Source organism: Cupriavidus sp. KB_39, assembly GCF_052114485.1.
Classification (GTDB): domain Bacteria; phylum Pseudomonadota; class Gammaproteobacteria; order Burkholderiales; family Burkholderiaceae; genus Cupriavidus.
Window position 1 is genome coordinate 59,279 of the sequence record NZ_JBFREV010000017.1, and the last position, 22,933, is coordinate 82,211.

The following is a 22,933-nucleotide window of genomic DNA, read 5'->3' on the forward strand; positions in this document are numbered from 1 at the left end:
TCCTCCGATCACGTCGAAAGTCGTAGTGGAATCTGCTCTATGCAACTGGTTGCATAGTGAGTGGCAAGGTATCACGACGCGGAGGCGTTTTGCAAGCGGCAGGCAGCTTCGTGTGCCGGGTTGTCTACAATGCACGCATCGCCGTTTTTCGCGGCGCGTCATCCAGGAGCACTCTTGACCACGCTTTCCGGGGCCGACCCGCAGCCCGATGCCCTGTTCGATGCCGACCTCGACGCCTGGCGCCGTCAACCCGAGCGCGCGTTCGATGGCTGGCTGGCCAGCCAYGGTTTCCGGCACGGCACCGCCGTCGTCTATCGGGCGATGTGGGGCAAGCTGCTGCGCTGGTCCGGCGAGCAGGGYTTGCCGCCGCTGACGTGGTCGGCGGGGCAGATCGGCGCGTTTCTCGATGCCCAGGACCTGCACAAGCGCCATCGTTATCGTTATGCGCGGCTGATCGAGCGCGTGTTCCACCATCTCTCGCTGCKGCAACAGAACTTGCACAATCCCGCGAGTCAGGCGGTGAAGAATCATCTGACGGAGGGGGATAACGACCCCACGGCMTTCCTGCTGCCGGGCGAGCGCGATCTGCTGGTGGCGCGCGTGCTGTCGCCCGATGGGCTCGAGCGGCCGGACCTGTCGCGCGGCATTTCGCCTACGCAGTGGAAGCGCGCGCGCGACGTGGCGCTGATCGCCGTGCTGCTGGGTGGCGGCCTGAAGGTGGCAGAGGTGCGCGCGCTGCGYGTGGAAACCATCGACGGCTTGGAGGAAGGGGCTGGCGATGGTGGAGAGGGCGCCGCGCTGGCCCTGCGCATGGTGCGCCCGGACAACGGCCGCGCCTATACCGTGCCGCTGTTCCCGTTCGCCGAGGTGCCGCTGCGCCACTGGCTGGCGCTGCGCGCGGCCGCCGGCACGCTCGGCGAACTGGTCTTCCCGGCGATGGCCAATGGCCGGCCGATGCATGCGGCTTCGATCTACCGTCGCGTGGAGCTTCTATTAGAAGAGGCCGGCGTGCTGGCCGGGCGGCGCGAGCGGGCGTCGCCGCAGACGCTGCGCAATACGTGCGGTGCGATGCACTTCGATGCCGGTACTGCACCGGCCAAGGTGGCCCAGGTGCTCGGCATGCGCGATCTGGAGTCCGGCTGGCGGCTGCACGCCGCCTATGAGGCGTGGCAGGCACGTGCCGRCCTGCCGCCGACCCGGTCCGCCGCGCCTCAGCCGTCTTGACGATGGCGCTGTGACGCAGCCGTGATATGTTGGGCGTAACCCGCGCCGGCTATGATGAGCGCCCCGCGCAAATGCGCCCGATCCGGCGCKTGGCATCGCCCCCGAATTCCTATTTCTGACCCTGATCCTTTCCATGGCTGAGACCTTACTGCTGACCGGTGCCACCGGCTATATTGCTTCCCACACTTGGGTGGCACTGCACGAAGCAGGCTACAACGTTGTCGGTATCGATAATCTCTGTAACAGCAACCGTGCAGTTGTCGATCGCCTGACGCAGATTACTGGCGCGACGCCCAATTTCGTCGAAGGCGACGTGCGTGACCGCGCGCTGCTGGACAAGCTGTTCGCCGAACACAAGATTTCCGGTGCGATCCATTTTGCCGCGTTGAAGGCGGTGGGCGAGTCGGTGAGCCAGCCGATCGAGTATTACAGCAACAATCTCAACGGATTGTTGACGCTTTGCGCCGCGATGCAGTCGGCCAACGTGAAACAACTGGTATTCAGTTCGTCGGCCACGGTTTACGGGAATCCKCATGCCGTGCCGATCCTCGAGGATTTTCCGCTGTCCGCGACCAATCCGTACGGCCAGACCAAGCTGATGGGCGAGCAGATTCTGCGCGATATCGAGATTTCGGATGCGAGTTGGCGAATCGGATATCTCCGGTATTTCAATCCGGTTGGTGCCCATGACAGCGGGCTGATTGGCGAGGACCCGGGCGGCATTCCCAACAACCTGATGCCGTATGTGGCCCAGGTGGCGGGCGGGCGCCGGCAGAAACTGAGCGTCTATGGCGGCGACTACCCCACCGTGGATGGCACCGGCGTGCGCGACTATATCCACGTCTGCGACCTGGCCGACGGCCATGTGGCTGCGCTGAAATACTTGCGCGAGCAGCCGCGCGGCATGACCGTGAACCTTGGCACCGGCCGTGGCTACAGCGTCCTGGAGGTGGTGAAGGCTTACGAACGTGCGAGCGGCCGGCCTGTTCCTTATGAAATCGTGGCGCGGCGGCCCGGCGATATCGCTTCCTGCTATGCCGATCCGGCGCTTGCCCAGGAGCTGCTTGGCTGGCGCGCCCAGCATGACATCGACCGCATGTGTGAGGACTCGTGGCGCTGGCAGTCAATGAATCCGAACGGGTTTGCCGGCTGAGCGATGACGGGGTGCGTACCCGTTTCTGCGGCAGCGGGATAACCGACGCGCAATAAAAAACCGGGCCAAGGCCCGGTTTTTTATTGGTGCGGTGACGCGGCGATCAGCGGATCAGGAAATCTTCCACCGTTTTGCCGTTGGCCAGGGCCTGGGTCAGCCAGCCCGGGCGCTTGCCGCGGCCGGTCCAGGTATTGCCGGCGCTGTCGCGATAGCGCACCGGCACCTTGCGCGCGGCCTTCTTGCTGGCCACGGCCTTGCCGCTGCCAAATCCGAGATCGTCGGCGGTCAGGCCATATTGTTCGATTTTTTCGCGAATATCGGCAATCACAGTCGCCTGCTCGCGCGACTTGATCTCTTCCGCCTGCTTCTGCAGTTCGCTGATTTTCTGAACGATTTCCTGATAGGTCGCCATTTCCAAGCCTCTATTTATAGATGGGTCCGCGAATTGTCGAGGGCATTATAACCGCTGCACCCCGCCCTGCAAATCCYTTTTCCGCGCCAGGGGCCAATTTGCGAAAAGTCTCAAATCACTTAATCTCCTGAACTTTTATCAGGGAGGGCTGTCGCCGCCGGCATTTGCCGGGGCAATCGAGTAACGCCAGCGCGAATACCCGGGTGGTCAGGATAACCATCGATTCGGCACGGCAGCGCGCGGCCCGTAGATGCAAAACGGCGCGATATTCGGCGGACGCTGAACTGGCCTGCCGACGCGTTTCGGATTCTGCCGCATTTGAGACGATTCGCCTGTTTGAGTCGGCCGTTTTGTGCAGTGCATCCGGGGCATATGTGCGGTGTATGCCACCGCATTTTGCGCATTTGCCTCGGGTGCCTTATCCGCACAGTGAATTCGATTTGCCGGTTGCCTCAAGGATGGTTGAGACCGCGCCGTTATCGTGTCTTGAGCAGGCTGCCAGGGGTGTCCGCCTGCCGGACCGGTGCCGGGAGGGCGCCGGGTTTCCTCCTATTCATTCAGCGAATCATGTCCTTTCACAACGATATTCAGATCAAGACCCTTTTGCGGGGCGCCATGGTCGTGCTCACCGCCATCCTGCTGCTGGTGGGCGGGGCCGGGCTGCATGGCATCTCGCAAACCAATGATGCGCTGAAGGAAACCTATTCGAACCAGCTTGCCTCGGCGCTTGCGCTGAGCGAGGCGATGCTGGGCACCACCCGCGTGCGCCTGGCGCTGGACCGTGGCGTCATGCCCGGCAGCGAAAGCGACGACATGAAGAAGAACGTGGACCGCTCCATGATCTTCGTCGAGTCGTCCAACGCCGGCTGGAAGCGCTATTCGGCGCTGCCCCAGGGCGATGAGGAAAAGGCGCTCGCCACCCCGCTGGGCGTCGCGCGCCAGGCTTTCTTCGAGAAGGGCGTGACGCCGCTCCAGCAGGCGCTGGTCGCCGGTAACCGCGAAGAGTCCCTGCGCCTGGCCCGCGACGTGCTGCCCGACCTCCAGCGCACGATGGCCACGGCCCACGAGAAGCTCGAGAAATTCCAGATGAACGTGGCCAAGGGCAGCTTCGAAGGCGCCCAGGCCCGTTTTGAGAGCATTCGCCTGTTGTCGATCGTCCTGATTGTGGCCGGAACCGTCGTTGCCATCCTGGCGGCCGTGATGCTGCAACGTGCGATCGTGCGCCCGGTGGAGGAAGCGCTCGACGTGTTCGAGCGCATGGCGCGCGGTGACCTGACCTCGCGCATCGTCAGCATGTCGAAGAACGAGATCGGCCGGATGATGCAGGCGCTGGCGAAGATGCAGGAGAGCCTGTCGGGCATCGTCGCCGAAGTGCGCGGCGGTACCGATTCGATTGCCTCGGCCACGCAGCAGATTGCCGCCGGCAACACCGACCTGTCGCAGCGCACCGAGGAACAGGCGTCGTCGCTGGAGCAGACCGCGGCGAGCATGGAGGAACTGACCACGGTGGTGCGCCAGAACGCCGACAACGCGCGCCAGGCTGGCGTGCTGGCTGGCGAGGCGTCGCAGATCGCCATGAAGGGTGGCGACGTGGTGGGCCGCGTGGTGGATACGATGAACGAGATCAACGGCGCCTCGCGCAAGGTGGTCGAGATCATCGGCGTGATTGAAGGCATCGCCTTCCAGACCAACATCCTGGCGCTGAATGCCGCCGTGGAAGCGGCGCGGGCCGGTGAACAGGGCCGTGGCTTTGCCGTGGTGGCCGGCGAGGTGCGCAGCCTGGCGCAGCGCAGCGCCAACGCCGCCAAGGAAATCGAGACGCTGATCGGCGAATCGGGCCAGCGCGTGGAAAGCGGTACGCGTCTGGTGGCCGAGGCCGGCCAGACCATGGGCGAGATCGTCCAGGCSGTGCGTCGCGTGACGGACATCATGAACGAGATCGGCGCGGCGTCGCAGGAGCAGACCACCGGCATCGAGCAGGTGAATCAGGCGGTGAACCAGATGGACCAGGTGACGCAGCAGAACGCGGCGCTGGTCGAGGAAGCGGCGGCTGCCGCCGGTGCGCTCGAGGAACAGGCGCAGAAGCTCAAGAACGTGGTGTCGGTGTTCACGCTGGGTGGCGAGGACGGTCGTCGCGCCGCCGCGCCGGCCCCGGTGCATGCCGCGCCGAAGCTGGCCATGTCGTCGCCCGCGTCGGGCCCGGCACGCGCTGCCGCCCGCCCCGCCAGCGCACGGCCGCCGGTGGTGCGCAAGTCACGCGAGTCGCAGCTGGTGCGCCCGCAGTTGTCGGCGTCGGGGGCGGCCCCTGCCTCGCGCGCGGACGACGACTGGGCCGCGTTCTGATCGCCCAATCATCGTTTGAAGTAAGCGCTTGACTGTTCCCATGGCGGAGACACGATGCCGTGATACGGGCCGCCCGATGGCCCGCATCGAGGGTATGCCGGCATCCGTGCCCGCCACAAACGCGCCGCCCCCATGACTGCCACGACTTACAGCCTCCTGATGCTTGCGTCCGTGCTCGGCCTTGCCGCCGCGCGCGCGCGCCGCACGGCATCGGGCGACCGCACGCCGGGCCGCAAGGCCGCGCGCAGCCTGACGTGGTCGGCGGCATTGATGTCGCAGGCCACGCTCGGCATGCCGGTCTGGGTGGCCATCGCCTCCGGCACGCTCACCGCCGCCAATGACGGCGTGAAGATGGCCGCCACGTTCGTGGCGACGCTGGCGGCGACGGCCATCGTCGCGCAAGTGATTCCACCCATCTTCCATTGGTTCCGCCAAGGCCGACGCGGCTGGGGTGTGGCCGTGGCGCTGGCGATGGCGTCCGGCGCCGGCCTGGTGGCCGTGGCTGGCGCGCGCCTGGGAGGCGTGTGCGGTGGCACGGGCTTGAGCGCCCGCGCCTGCGTGGAAGCGACCGGGCTGCCCGCACCGGCCTGGCTGGCCGGCGGGTTGGCGCTGCTCTGCGCCGCGATGTTTGCGGTGCACCGCGCGCAGTCGCGCGGCTGGCTGCCGGCTGGCGTCGAGCCGGTTCTGGCGGGCGATGGCATCGACGAACTGCCTGCCGGCATGGTCTCGCGCCAGGAGCAGCGGGCAGGGCGGCGCGGCCTGTCGCGCATTCCCGGCCTGACCGTGCGGCCCGCCGCGCGTGGACAGGCACCAGTCGGCGAGTACAGCGTGACGACCGACCTCCCGGACCGCAACGCGTTCGCGCGGTGGCTCGACCAGACCATCGCCCATGCGCGGCTCTCCGACACCGGCTGCGCGGTGCTGCTGATCCATATCGCCGATTTCCGCGAGGTGGACGAAGTATTCGAGGTGCGCGCCGACGACATCCTCGCCCAGGATGCCGGCGCGCTGGCGCAAGCCGCGCTGGAGCCGCACGACTTCCTGGCCCGACTGGCGCGCGACGAATTCGCCGTGGGCGTGCCGGCACTGGTGCARCACAGCCGGGCGCATGAACTGGGCTCGCGCGTGCTCGGCTCGCTGGCGGAGTTCGTGGCGGCGCGGGGCTTGCAGATGCAGATCGGCGTGAATATCGGCATCGCCATCTATCCGCGCGACGCGCAGACCTCCGAGGCGCTGATGCAGGCCGCCCGCGTGAGCCTGGCGGAGGCGCGCGAGAGCGGCTCCAACCAGGTGCGCGTGTTCAATTCCGCCGCCGGCGAGCGCGCGCGCCGTATGCGCGTGATCCGGCGCGACCTCTGGCTGGCCATCCAGGACGACGGCCTGCGGCTGATGTACCAGCCCAAGTTCGATGTGAAGACCCGCCGCGTGGTGGGCGCCGAGGCGTTGTGCCGCTGGCGCCATCCCACGCTGGGCGCGGTCAATCCGGCCGAATTCATCATGGTGGCCGAGCAGTCGGGCCAGATCGACAAGCTCGACGACTGGGTGATCGCCACGGTCTGCGCGCAGGTGCGCCAGTGGCACGATGCCGGGCTGCCCATCGTGCCGGTGGCGATCAATGTGTCCGGGTTGCGYTTCGCGAGCCGGAAYTTCCCGCAGTACCTGCTGGAACAGATCCACCAGCACGACATTCCGCCTTCGGCCATCACGCTGGAGATTACCGAGACGGCGGCGATGAAGGACATCGGCAAGTCGCTGGAGACGCTGGCGGAACTGCAGGCGCTGGGCATTCAGGTGGCGCTGGACGACTTCGGCAGCGGCTATTCAAGCCTGGGTTACCTGAAGCGGCTGCGCGTAGGCACGCTCAAGATCGACCGGACGCTGATCGGCGGGCTCGATACGGACCCGCAGGGCCGCGCGATCGTCGGCTCCATGGTGGCGCTGGCGCACGAACTGCGCATGAAGGTGGTGGCGGAGGGCGTGGAGTCGAACTCGCAGCTGGACATCCTGCACGGCATGGGCTGCGACGAAGTGCAGGGCTTCCTGATGGCGCTGCCGCTGGAGCCGTCGGCGTTCGCCGACACCCTGCACGGCGCTGAACCGCTGCGCGCCTGACCTCGCGCCGGGATCCCCGGATTAGAAGCTTTCCTCTAATCGACGCGTTGTTKCCTCAAATCCGGGCACGAACGGGTCGATATGCTGAAGACAGGCAGTGGCACGCGTACCGCGTGCACACGGCTGGCCCGTCCGTCGCCAGCAGCCTGGGCGCGCGCGCCTCTTGCACGCACGCAGGCGGACCAACTTTTACCCCGGAGTCCCCCCATGTCCCTCCCGAGCATTCTCGTCGTCGACGATTCGCCTTCCCTTCGCCGCATGATCGGCGCCTGCCTGCGGGCTGGCGGCTACACGGTGACGGAGGCCGCCGACGGCAAGGAGGCCCACGAGGTGGCGCTGGAAGGGCGCTTCGGGATGCTGGTGACCGATCAGGTGATGCCCGGCATGGACGGCCTGGCGCTGATCCGCGCGCTGCGGGCGCTGCCGGACTATGCCGGCGTGCCGATCCTGATGCTTTCCACCGAGCACGACGACCGCATCCGCGATCAGGCCCGCGAGGCYGGCGCGTCCGGTTTCCTGGCCAAGCCGTTCGATCCGGAAGAGTTGATGGCGTCGGTGGAAGCCTTGCTGGACCTGCCGACCCCTCCCACGGAGGGGTAATGTCGCGGGCCATGTCGCCCTTCATTCACCCCGTTTGCTGCCGTAAATACTGGAGGGCCATAGCAGGTGTCCGGCGCGCGCCGGCTGCCTCTGGCCGCATATTGTGGGTCGCAAATCGCGGGTCGCCACAAGCCAAGGGGCACGGAACCCCGGCCTCGACCCATCCAGCCAGCGGGGGCAACCATGAATACGAGCATCAACAAGGCAGACGGCGCGGGTGAAGAATTCCTCGCGTTCCGCCTCGGTCGCGAAGAATACGGCATCGACATCCTGAAGGTGCAGGAGATTCGCGGCTACGAATCGGTGACGCAGATCGCCAACGCGCCCGCCTATCTGAAGGGCGTGATCAACCTGCGCGGCATCATCGTTCCCATCATCGACCTGCGCATCAAGTTCAATCAGGCCGAGGTCAGCTACGACCAGTACACCGTGGTGATCATCGTTGATCTCCATCAACGCACCACCGGCATCGTGGTTGACGGCGTGTCAGACGTGCTGACGCTGGCGCCGGCGCAGATCAAGCCCGCCCCGGCACTTTCCGGCGGCGTGGACACCGAATACATCCGCGGGCTGGGCTCGCTCGAAGGCCGCATGCTGATCCTGGCGGACATCGAGAAGTTGATGAACATCGACGACCTCGCCGCCATCGACGCCGCGGCCAGCAGCCACTGATCCCCACTTCACACCGGCCCACGGCGCGTACGCCTGACAAAGCGCGCTGGCGCCCACGGCTTTCACGCAGCAACGAGACATGCGCAACAACCAGCCTGTAACCCAACGCGAGCACCTGCTCTCGCCGAACGACTACCTGATTTCGCGAACCGATCTCAAGGGACGGATCACGTTCGCGAACCGGGCGTTCATCGAGACCAGCGGCTTCACGGCGGAGGAGCTGCTTGGCGCGGCGCATAACCTCGTGCGCCATCCCGACATGCCGCCGGAAGCGTTCGCCGATCTCTGGCGCGCCCTGGAGGCCGGCCAGTCCTGGACCGGCGTGGTCAAGAACCGCCGCAAGGACGGCGACCACTACTGGGTGCTGGCCACCGTCACGCCCACGCGCGTGGCAGATCGTGTGGTGGGCTACACCTCGGTCCGGGCGATGGCCAGCCGGGAGCAGATCGACGCCACCGCCGCGCTGTACCAGCGCTTCCGGGAGAACCGGGCGCGCGGGCTGGCGATTCGCGATGGCGCRGTGGTGCGCACGGGCCTCGCCGGGCTGCTGGGCCGCCTGACGCGCGTGGACCTCAAGCGCCGCATCCTCTGGGCCCAGCTGGCCGGACTGGTCTGGTTCCTGGCGGCTGCGGGCGGCGCGCACTGGCTCGCGCCGGAGGCCGCTGCGCAACTGTGGCCGTGGCTGTGGGGCGCCTTCGGGCTGGCCGTGCTGTCCTCGTTCGCGGCGGGCTCGATGCTGGTGACGCGGGTGGAGCGCCCGGTCGGCGAGATGCTCGACTTCGCCCTGCGCATGGGCGCGGGCGACCTGACCACTGGCTTCGACCACGAATCGAACGATGAAATCGGCGCGCTGGCGCGGGCCATGCGCACGATGCAGCGCAGCCTGCTGTCCGTGGTGCACGACATCCACGAAGGCATGGCGAGCATTTCCACGGCCACGCACGAGGTGGCGGCCGGCAACAACGACCTGTCGCAGCGTACCGAGCAGCAGGCGGCCTCGCTCGAAGAGACCGCCTCGAGCATGGAGCAGCTGACCAGCACGGTCCGCCAGAACGCGGACAACGCCCGCCAGGCGACCGGACTGGCCGCCAATGCCTCGGACACCGCCGTGCGCGGCGGTGACGCCGTGGGCCGCGTGGTGCAGACGATGGACGAGATCAACGAAGCCTCGCGCAAGATCGTCGACATCATCGGCGTGATCGAAGGCATCGCCTTCCAGACCAACATCCTGGCCCTGAATGCCGCCGTGGAAGCGGCGCGGGCCGGGGAGCAGGGTCGGGGGTTTGCCGTGGTGGCGGGCGAGGTGCGCAGCCTGGCGCAGCGCAGCGCCAACGCGGCCAAGGAAATCAAGGGCCTGATCGGCGACACCGTGGCGCGCGTGGAGAACGGCGCGGCGCAGGTGAGCGACGCAGGCGCGACCATGGACGAGATCGTGCAGGCCGTGCGCCGCGTGACCGACATCATGGGCGAGATCAGTTCGGCATCGGCGGAGCAGAGTTCTGGCATCGAACAGGTGAACCAGGCCGTGGCGCAGATGGACGAGGTGACGCAGCAGAACGCTGCGCTGGTGGAGCAGGCCGCTGCCGCGGCCGGCGCACTGGAAGAACAGGCCAACCGGTTGCGCGAGTCGGTATCCACCTTCCGCGTCAGCATGCAGGCCGAAGTCCGGCCGGCGCGCCCGCGCAAGGGCTTGCCGGCGCCGGAAGTGGGAAGCGGAGCCGGGTACGCAAGTATCTGAACGTCAAGACGCCGCGGGCACAACGTGGCGCCAGGAACGGGGTAAGAGCGGCCTAGCGGCCGCGATAACAACGCGGGAGGCGGCAACCGATGCCCATCCCGGTCTTTTTTGACAGAAGGGGGTAGTTCTATGCAGTGGTTCAATCAACTGCGCGTTACGACCAGGCTTATTGCCGGCTTCCTGGTCGTTTCCGTGATCGGCGCCATCATCGGCCTGCTGGGCGTTGTCAATATGGGGCGCATGGCGGAATGGACCGGCAAGATCTACAACAGCGATCTGCAGGCCCTGAAGGCCGTGCAGGACGGCAATATCARCCTCGTCTACGCCAGCCGCTCGCAGATCGCGCTGCTGTCCGCCTCGACGATGGGCGAGCGCGCCACCGAGCGCGAGACCATCGAGAAATCGCTGGCCGCCATGGAAGCGCGCGTGAAGGCCGCCAAGGACTCGTTCACCTCGCCGGAAGGCCAGGCGATGGTCAAGCAGTATGAAACGCTGGTGCCGGCCTTCCGTGAACGCATGGAGAAGTACGTGGCGCTGGTCGGCAAGCAGCCGCTGGACACGTCGCAGTTCGAATCCACCGTGTTCACCGAGAGCGCGGACCTGCTCAAGGACAGCCGCGCGCTGGAAGACGTGCTGTTCAAGATGGTCAAGCGCCGCGACGAGCGCGCCAAGCTCAACATGGACGAATCGACCAGCGTCTATAACAGCTCGCGCGTGCTGATGCTGATCCTGGTGGTCGGCGGTCTGGCGCTTTCCGTGCTGCTGGGCTGGTTCCTGGCGCGTCAGCTGTCGAAGCAGCTGGGCGGGGAGCCCGATTACGCAGCGTCGATCGCCTCGCAGATCGCCGATGGCGACTTCTCGGGCAAGGTGGCGCTGCGCAACGGCGACCGTGGCAGCCTGCTGCTGGCGATGAGCCAGATGCAGGAGCAGCTGTCGTCGATGGTGCGCGAGTTCAAGGAATCGGCGGAATCGATTGGCACGGCATCGCGCGAGATCGCGGCCGGCAACAACGACCTGTCGCAGCGTACCGAGCAGCAGGCGGCCTCGCTCGAGGAAACCGCATCGAGCATGGAAGAGCTGACCAGCACGGTCCGCCAGAACGCCGACAACGCGCGTCAGGCCAGCGGGCTGGCCGCCAATGCCTCRGAGACCGCCGTGCGCGGTGGCGAGGTGGTGGGTCGCGTGGTGAAGACGATGGACGAGATCAACGAGGCCTCGCGCAAGATCGTCGACATCATCGGCGTGATCGAAGGCATCGCCTTCCAGACCAACATCCTGGCGCTGAACGCCGCCGTGGAAGCGGCGCGTGCCGGCGAACAGGGCCGCGGCTTTGCCGTGGTGGCTGGCGAGGTGCGCAGCCTGGCGCAGCGTAGCGCCAATGCGGCCAAGGAAATCAAGGGCCTGATCGGCGACACCGTGGCGCGCGTGGACAACGGCGCAGCGCTGGTGGGCCAGGCGGGCAYGACCATGGGCGAGATCGTCCAGGCCGTGAAGCGCGTGACCGACATCATGGGCGAGATCAGCGCGGCCTCCGCCGAGCAAAGCTCGGGCATCGAACAGGTGAACCAGGCCGTGGCGCAGATGGACGAGGTGACGCAGCAGAATGCGGCGCTCGTGGAGCAGGCCGCTGCGGCGGCCGGCTCGCTGCAGGATCAGGCGTCGAAGCTCCAGGATTCGGTGTCGGGCTACAAGCTGTCGCATGACGATGTGGCGCCGTCGGCGCCCGCGCTTGGCCTGCCGGCCGCCCCTGCGGCGCGTTCGGCGGTCCGGCCCGGCGTCAAGGCGGTGACCTCGGCGCTGAAGGGTGCCAAGGCCCGTGGCGCGCGTAACAAGGCCGCTGGCACGGCGCTGGTCGTGGCCGGTGCCGGTGCGGCGGCAGCGGAAGCCGCCGACGACACGGCAGCGACCGAGCCGAAGCTGTTGCGTCCGTCCGCCACGGCGGCCGGTAATGGATCCGACAACGGCGACTGGAGCGCATTCTGACCGGCGCCACGCCGCTCTGATTGCCGTGCCCGGTCGCGCCGTGCGCCCCGGCTGCAGCGTTGTAAAAGCTGCGCCGGGGCGCGCTTGCATGCGATGACATCATGACTACCGATATCAACCTGTCGCTGTCGGCCGAAGCCACGGCAAGGCTGCGCGCGGACTTCGACGCCTTTGTAAAAGTTTCCACCGGCATCGATCCGCAGTTCGTGCCGCCCGCGTTCGATGACTTCCTGCGGGCGCGGCTGATGCAGCAGGACGGCCCGCTGACCGAGCGCGCCGTGATGCGGCTGCTGGCCAGCGGCGAGTACGGCTGGGCCAAGAAGGTCTTCGACAAGCAGCTCCCCAACGCGCTGGCGGCGCTGATGCGCGACGCGCAGCGCTTCGGCTTCGGCCTGGCCATCCAGCCCGACTGGACGCCGCAGCAGCGCGTGGAGCACGCGCGCGAGTGGGCCACGCAGATCCTCACCGAGGCCGGCGCCGACGCCGCCTTCACCGAAGCGCTGGCCGCGCAGATTTCTGCCTCCGCCATCGACATCCGCACGCTGGAGGAACGCATGCGCACCCCGGCGTGGCGGATATCCGACAGTCTTCGCCAACGCGCGTATGACGTCATGTACGCGTTGCAGACTGAGCAGAGCGAGGCGCTGGGCCGCAGCAAGGTGGGCGAGATGCGCGCGCTGCTGGGCCTTGCGTTGGAGTACGGCTCGGTCAGTGCCGATGAGGCCGCACGCATGCTCGAGCAAGTGGAGCGTGCGCGACCCCAGCTGTTCCGCGAGGCGCCTGACGACGTCTTCGCGCGGCTTGCCGCATGGTTGCGGCGCGTGTTTAGCCAAGGCGCGATGGTTCGTCAATAGTGGAATCTGCGGGGCGCTGTTTGGCCATGTCATGTCCACCGCACAAGGCGTGTATCCGTTTGGTACACGATGCGTTACGTGCTTGAGCACGCTTGATGTAAACCACAAGCAGGCGTGTGCTGGTGTTACAAATTCGGCGGGCCATGTCTTTTCCATGCGACATTTGCTGGACCCCAACTCAAGTAGGGATTGGCATTCCGGGCCGATTGCCGATATAAACGTAACAGTTTCACTTACACTCTGTAACAGATGTAACGTTTCTGAGAGAAGGTGTAACCGGGCGAAGTTCTTTCGTAGTACGTCGTACCCATCGAACACGCACTAAACGATCTGGTCGCCGGCAAGGGTCCTCACGGACACGAAGCTGGTAAGCGCCGGACAAGCGGTCGAAGGGTTTTGGTAGCGGGGAAAAATTGGAAAGCAGTGAAGTTCTCCAGGAGATCAGGGAGGTCAATCTCGCCTATCTTCTGCTCGCGCAAAGACTGGTGCGCGAAAACCAGGTGGAAGCCATGTTCAGGCTTGGCGTCAGCAAGGAAATTGCCGACATTCTTGCCAAACTGACCTCGGCGCAACTCGTCAAGCTGGCAGCATCGAACATGGTGCTGTGCCGTTTCCGCTTTGACGATCATGCGCTGCTGTCCACGCTCACCCACACGGCCAAGAGCCATGATATGCAGCAGATCCACGCTGCTATCCTGCTGGCCCGGCAACCTGTGGAGTCGCTCAATTGACCGCGCTCCTACAGGCCCAGCCGGCCCGCAGCTTTACGGCCACACCGGCACCTAACCGGAAAAGCGTCCTGCAGGACGCGAACCAGACCCAGCTCGCCATCGAGCTGATTGGCCTGGGCGCGCGCCTGCAGGTGCTGGAAGCCGAGACTACGCTCTCGCGCGACCGGTTGATCCGCCTCTACAAGGAGCTGCGGGGCGCCTCGCCGCCCAAGGGCATGCTCCCGTTCTCGACAGACTGGTTCACCACCTGGCTGCCGAATATCCATTCGTCCCTGTTCTTCTCCGCGTACCAGTTCATGGTGCAGGAAGGCGAGACGTCGGGCATTCGTGCAGTAGTGGCCGCTTACCGTCTGTACCTCGAGCACGTTTCGCTGCTGGGCGGCGAAATTGTCTTAAGTTTCACCCGTGCCTGGACGTTAGTACGGTTTTTCGAGAGCAATATGCTGCAGCTTTCCTCGTGCACATGTTGCGGCGGACAGTTCGTCACGCACGCTTATGAGCCGCACGCGAACTTCGTGTGCAGCCTGTGCCGTCCGCCGTCGCGTGCTGGGAAAGTGAAGAAGCTCTCGAAGGACGCCGCAGCCACGCAGACTGAAGCCTGATCCATCGGGCCAGACGTCCGCGCGGCAATCGGGCTCCCCGGGACGGGTGAGCGGTGACCCCGCTCGCCCCTACAGGATGCCCGTGCGTGCCTGACGCGTGTTTTTCAGACGGGGATCCGATCGTGCTAGTAGTTATTGGCTATGTCGTCGTGGTGGCATCGGTGCTGGGCGGTTATGCCATCACCGGCGGCCACATGGGCGCGCTTTATCAACCGGCGGAGCTCATCATTATCGGCGGTGCCGCCTTGGGCGCCTTCGTGAGCTCCAACAGCGGCAAGGCCATCAAGGCCACCATGAAGGCCATGCCGATGCTGCTGCGTGGCTCGAAGTACAACAAGGAGTTGTACCTCGACATCATGGCACTGCTGTACGTGCTGCTCTCCAAGGCCCGCCGCGAGGGCATCCTGTTCCTCGAGAAGGAAATCGCCGACCCGGCGGCCAGCAGCGTGTTCAGCCAGTATCCGCGCATCCTGGCCGATGCGGTGATGATGGAATTCCTCACCGACTATCTGCGCATGATGGTCAACGGCAACATGAACGCCTTCGAGATCGAGGCGCTCATGGACCACGAAATCGAAACGTACCGCCACGAGGCCGAGATTCCCGCCCATGCGCTGTCGCGCGTTGGCGACGGCCTGCCGGCCTTCGGCATCGTGGCCGCGGTGATGGGCGTGGTGCACGCACTGGCCTCGGCAGACCTGCCGCCGGCCGAGCTGGGCGCCCTCGTGGCCCACGCCATGGTCGGCACGTTCCTCGGCATTCTGCTGGCGTACGGCTTCGTCTCGCCGCTGGCCTCCCGCGTGGAGCACCAGGTGTCCGAGAGCGTGAAGATGTACGAGTGCATCAAGGTCACGCTGCTCGCCTCGCTCAATGGCTACGCGCCGCTGGTGGCGGTGGAATTCGGCCGCAAGGTCCTGTACTCCACGGTGCGGCCGTCGTTCCTCGAGCTCGATGACCACGTCCGCGAAGTCAAGAGCCTGACCTGACCGGAGAGACGTCATGAGCAGCGCCCAGGATCTGCGTCCGATCATCATCCGCAAGGCCAAGTCGCACGCCAAGCCGCATGGCAACCACAGCTGGAAGATTGCCTACGCCGACTTCATGACGGCGATGATGGCCTTCTTCATGGTGATGTGGCTGCTGAGCTCGGTCTCGCCGAAGACGCTGGAAGGCGTAGCGGAGTACTTCCGCACGCCGCTGAAGGTGGCGATTGCCGGCGGCGACAAGAGCAGCATGTCGAAGAGCGTCATTCCCGGCGGCGGCAAGGACGTGCAGGCCAAGGACGGCGAGGTGATGCGCGCGCAGACCAACGATCCGTCCGACGCCCAGCGCCGGCGCGACCAGATGGACACCGAGCGCCTGCGCGCCCTGAAGGGCCGTCTCGAACAGATCATCGAGAACAACCCGGTGCTGCGCCAGTTCCGTCCGCAGCTGCTGCTGGACATCACGAGCGAAGGGCTGCGCATCCAGATCCTGGATACGCAGAACCGGCCGATGTTCCGCACCGGCAGCGCCGCGGTGGAGCCGTACATGCGCACCATCCTGCGCGAGATCGGCCCGGTGCTGAACGAGATGCCGAACAAGGTGAGCCTGTCCGGCCACACCGACTCGGCCACGTACATGATGGGCGAGCGCGCGTACAGCAACTGGGAGCTGTCGGCGGACCGTGCCAACGCCTCCCGCCAGGAGCTGATTGCCGGCGGCATGCAGGAAGGCAAGGTGCTGCGCGTGCTGGGCCTGGCGGACACCATGCCGCTGGAGAAGAAAGACGTGCTGGCCCCGGTGAACCGCCGCATCAGCATCGTGGTGCTGAACAAGCGGGCCCAGGCGCAGTTCGAATCCGAAAACGCGAGCGCGGCCGAAGTGTCCGTGCAGGCGCAGAAGGGCCGTGCCGCAGAGGAGTTGCAGGCACAGGTGGAGCAGGCGCAGGCAGCATCCGCGCCGGCGGCCAGGCCGTCCGGCAGCGGCGCTGCAGGCAAGGGCAAGATCGAATGAGGCGTGCCGCCCGTCACAGGGCGGCACATCTTCCAGAGCAATTTAGCGAGTCAGGACGGTCATGTCTGTCGATATCGATATCACGCAGTTTTATCAGACCTTCTTTGAAGAGGCGGAAGAACTGCTCGTGGAAATGGAGCAGCTGCTGCTCGGGCTGGACATCGAGTCCCCCGATTCGGAAGAGCTGAACGCCATTTTCCGTGCCGCGCACTCCATCAAGGGCGGCGCCGCCACCTTCGGCTTCGCGGCACTGACCGCGACCACCCATATTTTCGAGAACCTGCTTGACCGTACGCGTCGGCGGGAACTGGCCCTCAACCGGGTCATCATCGACACCTTTTTGGAAACCAAGGACGTGTTGCAAGATCAGCTCAACGCCTACCGCAACGGCACCGAACCCGATCCGGAAACGCTGGCGCGCATCTGCGCCGTCCTGCAGCAGCTGGCCGAGGAAGCCGGCGGCGAGCCGGGCCATGCGCCGGTGGCCGCTGCCGCTCCGGCCCCCGTGGCCGCCGCACCCGCTGCCGGTGGTGGCGCTGGTAACCTGAAGATCAGCCTGCTCAAGGTATCGGCCGGCGACCAGGCGCTGCTGCGCGAGGAAATCGCCAACCTGGGCGAGATCACCGGCCAGCAGGAAGCCGATGGCGACCTCGTCATCTGGCTGAACAGCCAGTGCAGCGCCGACGACATCATCGCGGTCTGCTGCTTCGTGATCGACGACAAGCAGATCACCGTAGAAACCGTGGCTGCTGGYGCTGCGCCGGCCGCCGCCGCAGCACCCGCCCCGGCCCCGGTGGCMGCGCCGGCACCTGTAGCCGCTGCGCCGGCCGCCGCCGCGCCTGCCAAGGACAAAGAAAAAGAGAAGGCCAAGCCGGCCGCCGGCGCCGCCGCGCCGGATTCCGGCTCGATCCGCGTGCCGACCGAGAAGGTCGACCAGATCATCAACCTCGTGGGCGAACTGGTCATCACGCAGTCGATGCTGGCACAGACCGCTTCGTCGCTGGACCCGGTGCTGTTCGACCGCCTGTTCTCGGGCATGGGCCAGCTGGAGCGCAATGCGCGTGACCTGCAGGAAGCGGTGATGTCCATCCGCATGATGCCGATGGACTACGTGTTCTCGCGCTTCCCGCGCCTGGTGCGCGACCTGGCCAGCAAGCTCGGCAAGCAGATCGACCTGGTCACGTTCGGCAAGGCGACGGAACTCGACAAGAGCCTCATCGAACGGATCATCGACCCGCTGACCCACCTGGTCCGTAACAGCCTGGATCACGGCATCGAGACCCCCGAAAAGCGCGTGGCCGCCGGCAAGGAGCCGACGGGCCAGCTGATCCTCTCCGCGCAGCACGCGGGCGGCAACATCGTCATCGAAGTGAGCGACGACGGTGGCGGCCTGAACCGCGAGCGCATCCTGGCCAAGGCGATCCAGAACGGCCTGCCGGTGTCCGAGAACATCAGCGACGAGGAAGTCTGGCAGCTGATCTTCGCGCCGGGCTTCTCGACGGCCGAGGTGGTCACCGATGTGTCCGGCCGCGGCGTGGGCATGGACGTGGTCAAGCGGAACATCCAGGAAATGGGCGGGCACGTGGAAATCGCGTCGCGCCCGGGCAATGGCACCACCACCCGCATCGTGCTGCCGCTGACGCTGGCGATTCTGGACGGCATGTCGGTGCGCGTGGGCGAGGAAACCTTCATCCTGCCGCTGAACTGCGTGATGGAGTCCCTGCAGCCGAAGTCCGAGGACGTGCACACCGCCGCCAACGGCGAGCGCGTGATGAACGTGCGTGGCGAATACCTGCCGCTGCTGGAGCTGCACAAGGTCTTCAACGTGACCGGCGCGCTGCAGGAGCCGACGCAGGGCATCGCCGTGATCCTGGCCGCCGAGGGCAAGCGCTTCGCGCTGCTGGTGGACCAGCTGATCGGCCAGCACCAGGTGGTGCTGAAGAACCTCGAAACGAACTATCGCAAGGTGCCCTGCATCTCGGCCGCCACGATCCTCGGCGACGGCAGCGTGGCGCTGATCGTGGACGTGGGCGCGCTGCAGCGCACCGGCGTGCGCCGCCAGGACGCGGTTGCACAGTAACTGACAGCATAGCGACAGCAAAGGAGCACTGACATGGCCGGCATCGGACACATCGATACCCAGGCGGGCGAAGCCTCTGGCCAGGAATACCTGGTCTTCACGCTCGGCACCGAGGAATACGGCATCGATATCCTGAAGGTGCAGGAGATCCGCAGTTACGAGACCGTCACCCGCATCGCGAACGCCCCCGGCTTCATCAAGGGCGTGACCAACCTGCGCGGCGTGATCGTCCCGATCGTGGACCTGCGCCTGAAGTTCGACCTCGGCAACGTGCGCTATGACCACCAGACCGTGGTGATCATCCTCAACGTGGCGGGCCGTGTGGTCGGCATCGTGGTGGATGGCGTCTCGGACGTGCTCACGCTGACCGGTGACGATATCAAGCCGGCGCCGGAGTTCGGCGTGTCGGTGTCGAACGAGCACCTGACCGGCCTAGGCTCGGTGGAAGGGCGCATGCTGATCCTGATCGATATCGAACGCATGATGACCAGTTCCGAGATGGAGCTGGTGGAAGCCGAACTGGCCTGATCGGGCCAGCCGGCAGATCGCCCCCGAAGTCTCATTAGATTTACCCGCCGCGACCCGGCACTCCACGAAGATACACACCATGACGCCGCTCCGTTCTTCCTCCAGCGCCATCGGGAAGCCAGGCGCGGTTGCCGCCCCCGCCGCGCCGGTGCTGGCGCCGCTGCGCGACGACATGCGTGACTTCCTGCTCACCGAGCATGATTTCGAGAAGGTGCGCGCGCTGATTCACAAGCGCGCGGGCATCTCGCTCGGCAGTCACAAGCGCGAGATGGTCTACAGCCGGCTCGCGCGGCGCCTGCGCTCGCTGGGGCTCGCCGATTTCGGCAGCTACCTGGCCCTGCTCGAGTCCGATGATCGCTCCCAGGAATGGGAGTTCTTCACCAACGCGCTGACCACGAACCTGACCTCGTTCTTCCGCGAGGCGCACCACTTCCCGCTGCTGGCCGAGCATGCCAAGAAGGTTGGCCGGCCCTACAGCGTGTGGTGCGCGGCGGCCTCGACGGGCGAGGAGCCGTACTCGATCGCCATCACCCTGGCCGAGGCACTCGGCGACCGCGCCGGTTCGGTGCTGGCCACCGACATCGACACACAGGTGCTGGCCAAGGCCCGCGCCGGCGTGTACACGGCCGAGCAGGTGGGTCGGCTCTCGCAGGAACGGCTGAAGCGCTTCTTCCTGAAGGGCACCGGCGCACGTTCGGGCTCGGTCAAGGTCAAGCCGGACCTGGCGTCGACGATCGCGTTCGAGCCGCTGAACCTGCTGGCGCCGGAATGGGGATTGCGCGAGAAGTTCGACGCCATCTTCTGCCGCAACGTGATGATCTACTTCGACAAGCCGACCCAGGGCCGCATCCTGGAACGGTTTGCTCCGTTGCTCAAGCCGAATGGCCTGCTGTTCGCCGGCCATTCCGAGAATTTCTCGTATGTCACGCGCGCGTTCCAGCTGCGTGGGCAGACGGTATACGAACTGGCCGGCAAGGGCGGCAGCGGAGGTGCATGATGCGTACGCCCCAGATGCCGGAAGCCATTGCCACGCGCAAGTATTTCGACCGCGAGTTCGGCAAGCAGGCCATCAAGCTGCTGCCGAACGAGTACTACGTGAGCGGCGAGGACGTGGTGCTGACCACGGTGCTCGGCTCTTGCGTGGCCGCCTGTATCCGTGACGAAGTGGCGGGCGTGGGCGGCATGAACCATTTCATGCTGCCGGACGACGAGAACGCCGGGCCGGACCGCATGCTGTCCGCCTCGATGCGCTACGGCTGCTACGCGCTGGAAGTGCTGATCAATGAACTCCTGAAGATGGGCGCCCGACGCGAGCGCCTGGAAGCCAAGGTTTTTGGCGGCGGTGCGGTGCTGGCGAACATGACGACCCTCAATATTGGGGATCGGAATGCCGATTTTGTATTGAAGTACCTGAAGACCGAAGAGATTCGACTGGCGGCGCAGGATCTGCGTGGCCCGCACGCGCGACGGGTGAGTTATTTCCCGCGCAGTGGCCTGGCGCTGGTGCGCCGGCTGACACGACAAGACGATACGGTAGGCGTGGAACGCGAGGAGCGTGCGCTGGCACGCGCGATTTCCACCTCCACGAAGGCGCCCGTACGAGGCGCAGTGGAATTGTTCACGCGGCAGGCCACGGCAAGGGTGCCGACCTGAAAATGAGACGTAGAGACCAGATATGACCGCCGCGAAGATCAAGGTGCTGTGCGTGGATGATTCCGCGCTTATCCGCAGCCTGATGACCGAGATCATCAACAGCCAGCCAGACATGGAAGTGGTGGGCACCGCCCCCGACCCGCTGGTGGCGCGCGACCTCATCAAGCGCCTGAACCCGGACGTGCTGACGCTGGACGTGGAAATGCCGCGCATGGACGGCCTCGACTTCCTCGAGCGCCTGATGCGCCTGCGGCCCATGCCGGTGCTGATGGTGTCGTCGCTGACCGAGCGCGGGTCCGAAATCACCATGCGCGCGCTGGAGCTGGGCGCGGTGGATTTCGTCACCAAGCCCAAGCTGGGCATCCGCGACGGGCTGATGGAGTACACGGACACCATCGCCGACAAGATCCGCGCGGCGTCGCGCGCCCGGGTGCGGGCCCCCCGCGCCGAGGGCGCGGCCGAAGGCGCCCCGCCGGCGCCGCTGCTGCGCACGCCGTTGCTGTCGACGGAAAAGCTGATCATCGTGGGCGCGTCCACGGGCGGCACCGAGGCCATCAAGGAATTCCTGATGCCGCTGCCGCCGGACTGCCCGGCCGTGATGATCGTCCAGCATATGCCGGCCGGCTTCACGAAGTCGTTCGCGCAACGGCTGAACGGCCTGTGCCGCATCACGGTCAAGGAGGCCGAGCACGGCGAGCGCGTGCTGCCGGGCTATGCGTACATCGCGCCGGGTGACTCGCACCTGTTGCTGGCGCGCAGCGGCGCCAACTACGTGGCGCACCTGTCGCAGGAAGCGCCGGTGAACCGGCACCGCCCGTCAGTCGACGTGCTGTTCGACTCCGCCGCCGTGCATGGCGGCAAGAACGTCACGGGCGTGATCCTGACCGGGATGGGCAAGGACGGCGCGCGCGGCATGCTGCGCATGCGCGAGGCCGGGTCCTACAACCTTGCGCAGGACGAGCAGTCCTGCATCGTGTTTGGCATGCCGAAGGAGGCCATCGCCACCGGCGGCGTGCATGAAGTAGTGCCCTTGCATTCGATGAGCCAGCGCGTCATGGCGCACCTGGCCACCTTCGGTGCGCGGGCGCAGCGCGTGTAGGGCACCGACCCTGGGCACGCGCCGGGCGCAGTTTTCGTATTTGTTATCCACAACCGTATTGGAGCCGTATAGTGGACAAGAACATCAAGATCCTCGTGGTCGACGACTTCCCGACCATGCGTCGGATCATCCGTAACCTGCTCAAGGAACTCGGTTTCACCAACGTGGAAGAAGCCGAGGACGGCGCCGCCGGCCTGGAGAAGGTGAAGGACGGCAGCTTCAATTTCGTCGTGTCCGACTGGAACATGCCGAACATGGACGGCCTGACCATGCTGCAGTCGATCCGCGCGATTCCCGAGATCGCCAAGACGCCGGTGCTGATGGTGACCGCCGAGGCCAAGAAGGAAAACATCATTGCTGCAGCGCAGGCTGGCGCCAATGGCTATGTGGTGAAGCCGTTCACCGCGGCGACGCTGGACGAGAAGATCACCAAGATCTTCGAGAAGCTGGGTCAGTAAGAGGGGCACGACATGTCGACGACTCAGACTTTCAGCAATGAATCAGCCGATCAGATCATCCATCGCATCGGCAACCTCACGCGGATGCTGCGCGATAACATGCGGGAGCTGGGGCTCGACAAGGAAATCGAGCGGGCCGCACAGGCCATTCCTGACGCGCGCGACCGCCTGAGCTACATCGCCGCCATGACCGAGCAGGCCGCCGAGCGTACGCTCACGGCCGTGGAACTGGCGCAGCCGCTGCAGGAAGACCTCGAAGCCCGCGCCAACGCGCTGGACAAGCGCTGGGACGCGTGGTTCGAGACGCCGGTGGAACTGGGCGATGCCCGGGCCYTGGTGCTCGACACGCGCGAGTTCCTGACCGAGGTGCCGCAGAAGGCCAAGGCCACGGGCAGCCACCTGCTCGAGATCATGATGGCCCAGGACTTCCAGGATCTGACGGGTCAGGTCATCAAGAAGATGATGGACATGATCCGCTCGCTGGAGCAGGAACTGCTGCAGGTACTGATCGACAACGTACCGGCCGATCGTCGCGTGGAAGCTCCGCCCACGCTGATGAACGGTCCGCAGATCAACCCCGAGGGCAAGGCCGACGTGGTGTCGGACCAGTCGCAGGTGGACGATCTGCTGGCAAGCCTGGGCTTCTGAAGCCACATCAGGTCATGGCAGGATGCAACGGGACAATCGCGTCGGGCG

General features: G+C 65.9%; 21 protein-coding genes. 20 read left to right on the plus strand and 1 reads right to left on the minus strand.

Translation table 11 applies throughout. The features are described from left to right. Positions 1–174: 174 nt before the first annotated feature. Positions 175–1,224, plus strand: a complete 1,050-nt coding sequence (locus tag AB4Z27_RS14790; RefSeq protein WP_441644681.1) for a tyrosine-type recombinase/integrase — start codon at positions 175–177, stop codon at positions 1,222–1,224. Positions 1,225–1,357: 133 nt separating this feature from the next. After that, entirely contained in the window at positions 1,358–2,377 is a 1,020-nt protein-coding gene (gene galE / locus AB4Z27_RS14795; RefSeq protein ID WP_441644682.1) for a UDP-glucose 4-epimerase GalE, read from the plus strand. 103 nt (positions 2,378–2,480) lie between these two features. On the opposite strand, the gene AB4Z27_RS14800 is transcribed toward galE, so the two are convergent. Continuing rightward, the gene (locus AB4Z27_RS14800) at positions 2,481–2,789 is read right to left on the minus strand and encodes an H-NS histone family protein (RefSeq protein WP_092295967.1); all 309 of its coding nucleotides are present in this window, start codon (positions 2,787–2,789) and stop codon (positions 2,481–2,483) included. Between the two features lie 567 nt (positions 2,790–3,356). Between AB4Z27_RS14800 and AB4Z27_RS14805 the strand changes: the two genes are divergently transcribed. The 18 genes from AB4Z27_RS14805 to cheZ all read left to right on the plus strand — a co-directional run bounded on the left by AB4Z27_RS14805 (position 3,357) and on the right by cheZ (position 22,885). Continuing rightward, positions 3,357–5,132 (plus strand): methyl-accepting chemotaxis protein, encoded by a 1,776-nt coding sequence (locus AB4Z27_RS14805; RefSeq protein WP_092295964.1) that lies wholly within the window; start codon positions 3,357–3,359, stop codon positions 5,130–5,132. 132 nt (positions 5,133–5,264) lie between these two features. Continuing rightward, positions 5,265–7,244 carry a putative bifunctional diguanylate cyclase/phosphodiesterase gene (locus AB4Z27_RS14810; RefSeq protein ID WP_441592656.1) on the plus strand — a complete coding sequence of 660 codons (1,980 nt, stop codon included), beginning with the start codon at positions 5,265–5,267 and terminating at the stop codon, positions 7,242–7,244. Positions 7,245–7,451: 207 nt separating this feature from the next. Continuing rightward, complete coding sequence (locus AB4Z27_RS14815; RefSeq protein ID WP_441592655.1) at positions 7,452–7,844, plus strand: response regulator; 393 nt, start codon at positions 7,452–7,454, stop codon at positions 7,842–7,844. A 183-nt stretch (positions 7,845–8,027) separates the two neighbouring features. After that, positions 8,028–8,516: a chemotaxis protein CheW gene (locus AB4Z27_RS14820; protein ID WP_092295955.1), complete on the plus strand. Its 489-nt coding sequence runs from the start codon at positions 8,028–8,030 to the stop codon at positions 8,514–8,516. Positions 8,517–8,595: 79 nt separating this feature from the next. Beyond that, entirely contained in the window at positions 8,596–10,254 is a 1,659-nt protein-coding gene (locus tag AB4Z27_RS14825) for a methyl-accepting chemotaxis protein (RefSeq protein WP_092295952.1), read from the plus strand. Positions 10,255–10,383: 129 nt separating this feature from the next. After that, positions 10,384–12,237: a methyl-accepting chemotaxis protein gene (locus tag AB4Z27_RS14830; RefSeq protein WP_441644683.1), complete on the plus strand. Its 1,854-nt coding sequence runs from the start codon at positions 10,384–10,386 to the stop codon at positions 12,235–12,237. Between the two features lie 101 nt (positions 12,238–12,338). Next, positions 12,339–13,091 carry a DUF4088 domain-containing protein gene (locus AB4Z27_RS14835; RefSeq protein ID WP_092295946.1) on the plus strand — a complete coding sequence of 251 codons (753 nt, stop codon included), beginning with the start codon at positions 12,339–12,341 and terminating at the stop codon, positions 13,089–13,091. A gap of 413 nt (positions 13,092–13,504) precedes the next feature. Next, on the plus strand, positions 13,505–13,822 hold the full coding sequence (gene flhD, locus AB4Z27_RS14840) for a flagellar transcriptional regulator FlhD (RefSeq protein ID WP_010812713.1): 318 nt from the start codon (positions 13,505–13,507) through the stop codon (positions 13,820–13,822). Then, positions 13,819–14,424, plus strand: a complete 606-nt coding sequence (gene flhC / locus AB4Z27_RS14845; protein WP_092295943.1) for a flagellar transcriptional regulator FlhC — start codon at positions 13,819–13,821, stop codon at positions 14,422–14,424. Before flhD ends, flhC begins: the two co-directional genes overlap by 4 nt. Positions 14,425–14,546: 122 nt before the next feature. Beyond that, a complete protein-coding gene (gene motA / locus AB4Z27_RS14850) occupies positions 14,547–15,410 on the plus strand; it encodes a flagellar motor stator protein MotA (RefSeq protein ID WP_092295940.1) in 864 nt (287 codons plus the stop codon). Positions 15,411–15,423: 13 nt separating this feature from the next. Next, positions 15,424–16,419, plus strand: coding sequence for a flagellar motor protein MotB (gene motB, locus AB4Z27_RS14855; RefSeq protein WP_092295937.1), 996 nt, complete (start codon positions 15,424–15,426; stop codon positions 16,417–16,419). Between the two features lie 61 nt (positions 16,420–16,480). Beyond that, positions 16,481–18,499: a chemotaxis protein CheA gene (gene cheA, locus AB4Z27_RS14860; RefSeq protein ID WP_092295934.1), complete on the plus strand. Its 2,019-nt coding sequence runs from the start codon at positions 16,481–16,483 to the stop codon at positions 18,497–18,499. 33 nt (positions 18,500–18,532) lie between these two features. Continuing rightward, on the plus strand, positions 18,533–19,027 hold the full coding sequence (locus tag AB4Z27_RS14865) for a chemotaxis protein CheW (protein ID WP_092295931.1): 495 nt from the start codon (positions 18,533–18,535) through the stop codon (positions 19,025–19,027). A 79-nt stretch (positions 19,028–19,106) separates the two neighbouring features. Continuing rightward, positions 19,107–20,024 (plus strand): CheR family methyltransferase, encoded by a 918-nt coding sequence (locus AB4Z27_RS14870; RefSeq protein ID WP_092295928.1) that lies wholly within the window; start codon positions 19,107–19,109, stop codon positions 20,022–20,024. After that, positions 20,024–20,680: a chemoreceptor glutamine deamidase CheD gene (gene cheD, locus AB4Z27_RS14875; RefSeq protein WP_092295925.1), complete on the plus strand. Its 657-nt coding sequence runs from the start codon at positions 20,024–20,026 to the stop codon at positions 20,678–20,680. Before AB4Z27_RS14870 ends, cheD begins: the two co-directional genes overlap by 1 nt. A gap of 22 nt (positions 20,681–20,702) precedes the next feature. Next, positions 20,703–21,779: a protein-glutamate methylesterase/protein-glutamine glutaminase gene (locus AB4Z27_RS14880; protein WP_441592652.1), complete on the plus strand. Its 1,077-nt coding sequence runs from the start codon at positions 20,703–20,705 to the stop codon at positions 21,777–21,779. A gap of 71 nt (positions 21,780–21,850) precedes the next feature. Further along, a complete protein-coding gene (cheY, locus tag AB4Z27_RS14885; RefSeq protein WP_144199859.1) occupies positions 21,851–22,237 on the plus strand; it encodes a chemotaxis response regulator CheY in 387 nt (128 codons plus the stop codon). A gap of 12 nt (positions 22,238–22,249) precedes the next feature. Then, on the plus strand, positions 22,250–22,885 hold the full coding sequence (gene cheZ / locus AB4Z27_RS14890) for a protein phosphatase CheZ (RefSeq protein ID WP_092295916.1): 636 nt from the start codon (positions 22,250–22,252) through the stop codon (positions 22,883–22,885). Positions 22,886–22,933: the final 48 nt, after the last annotated feature.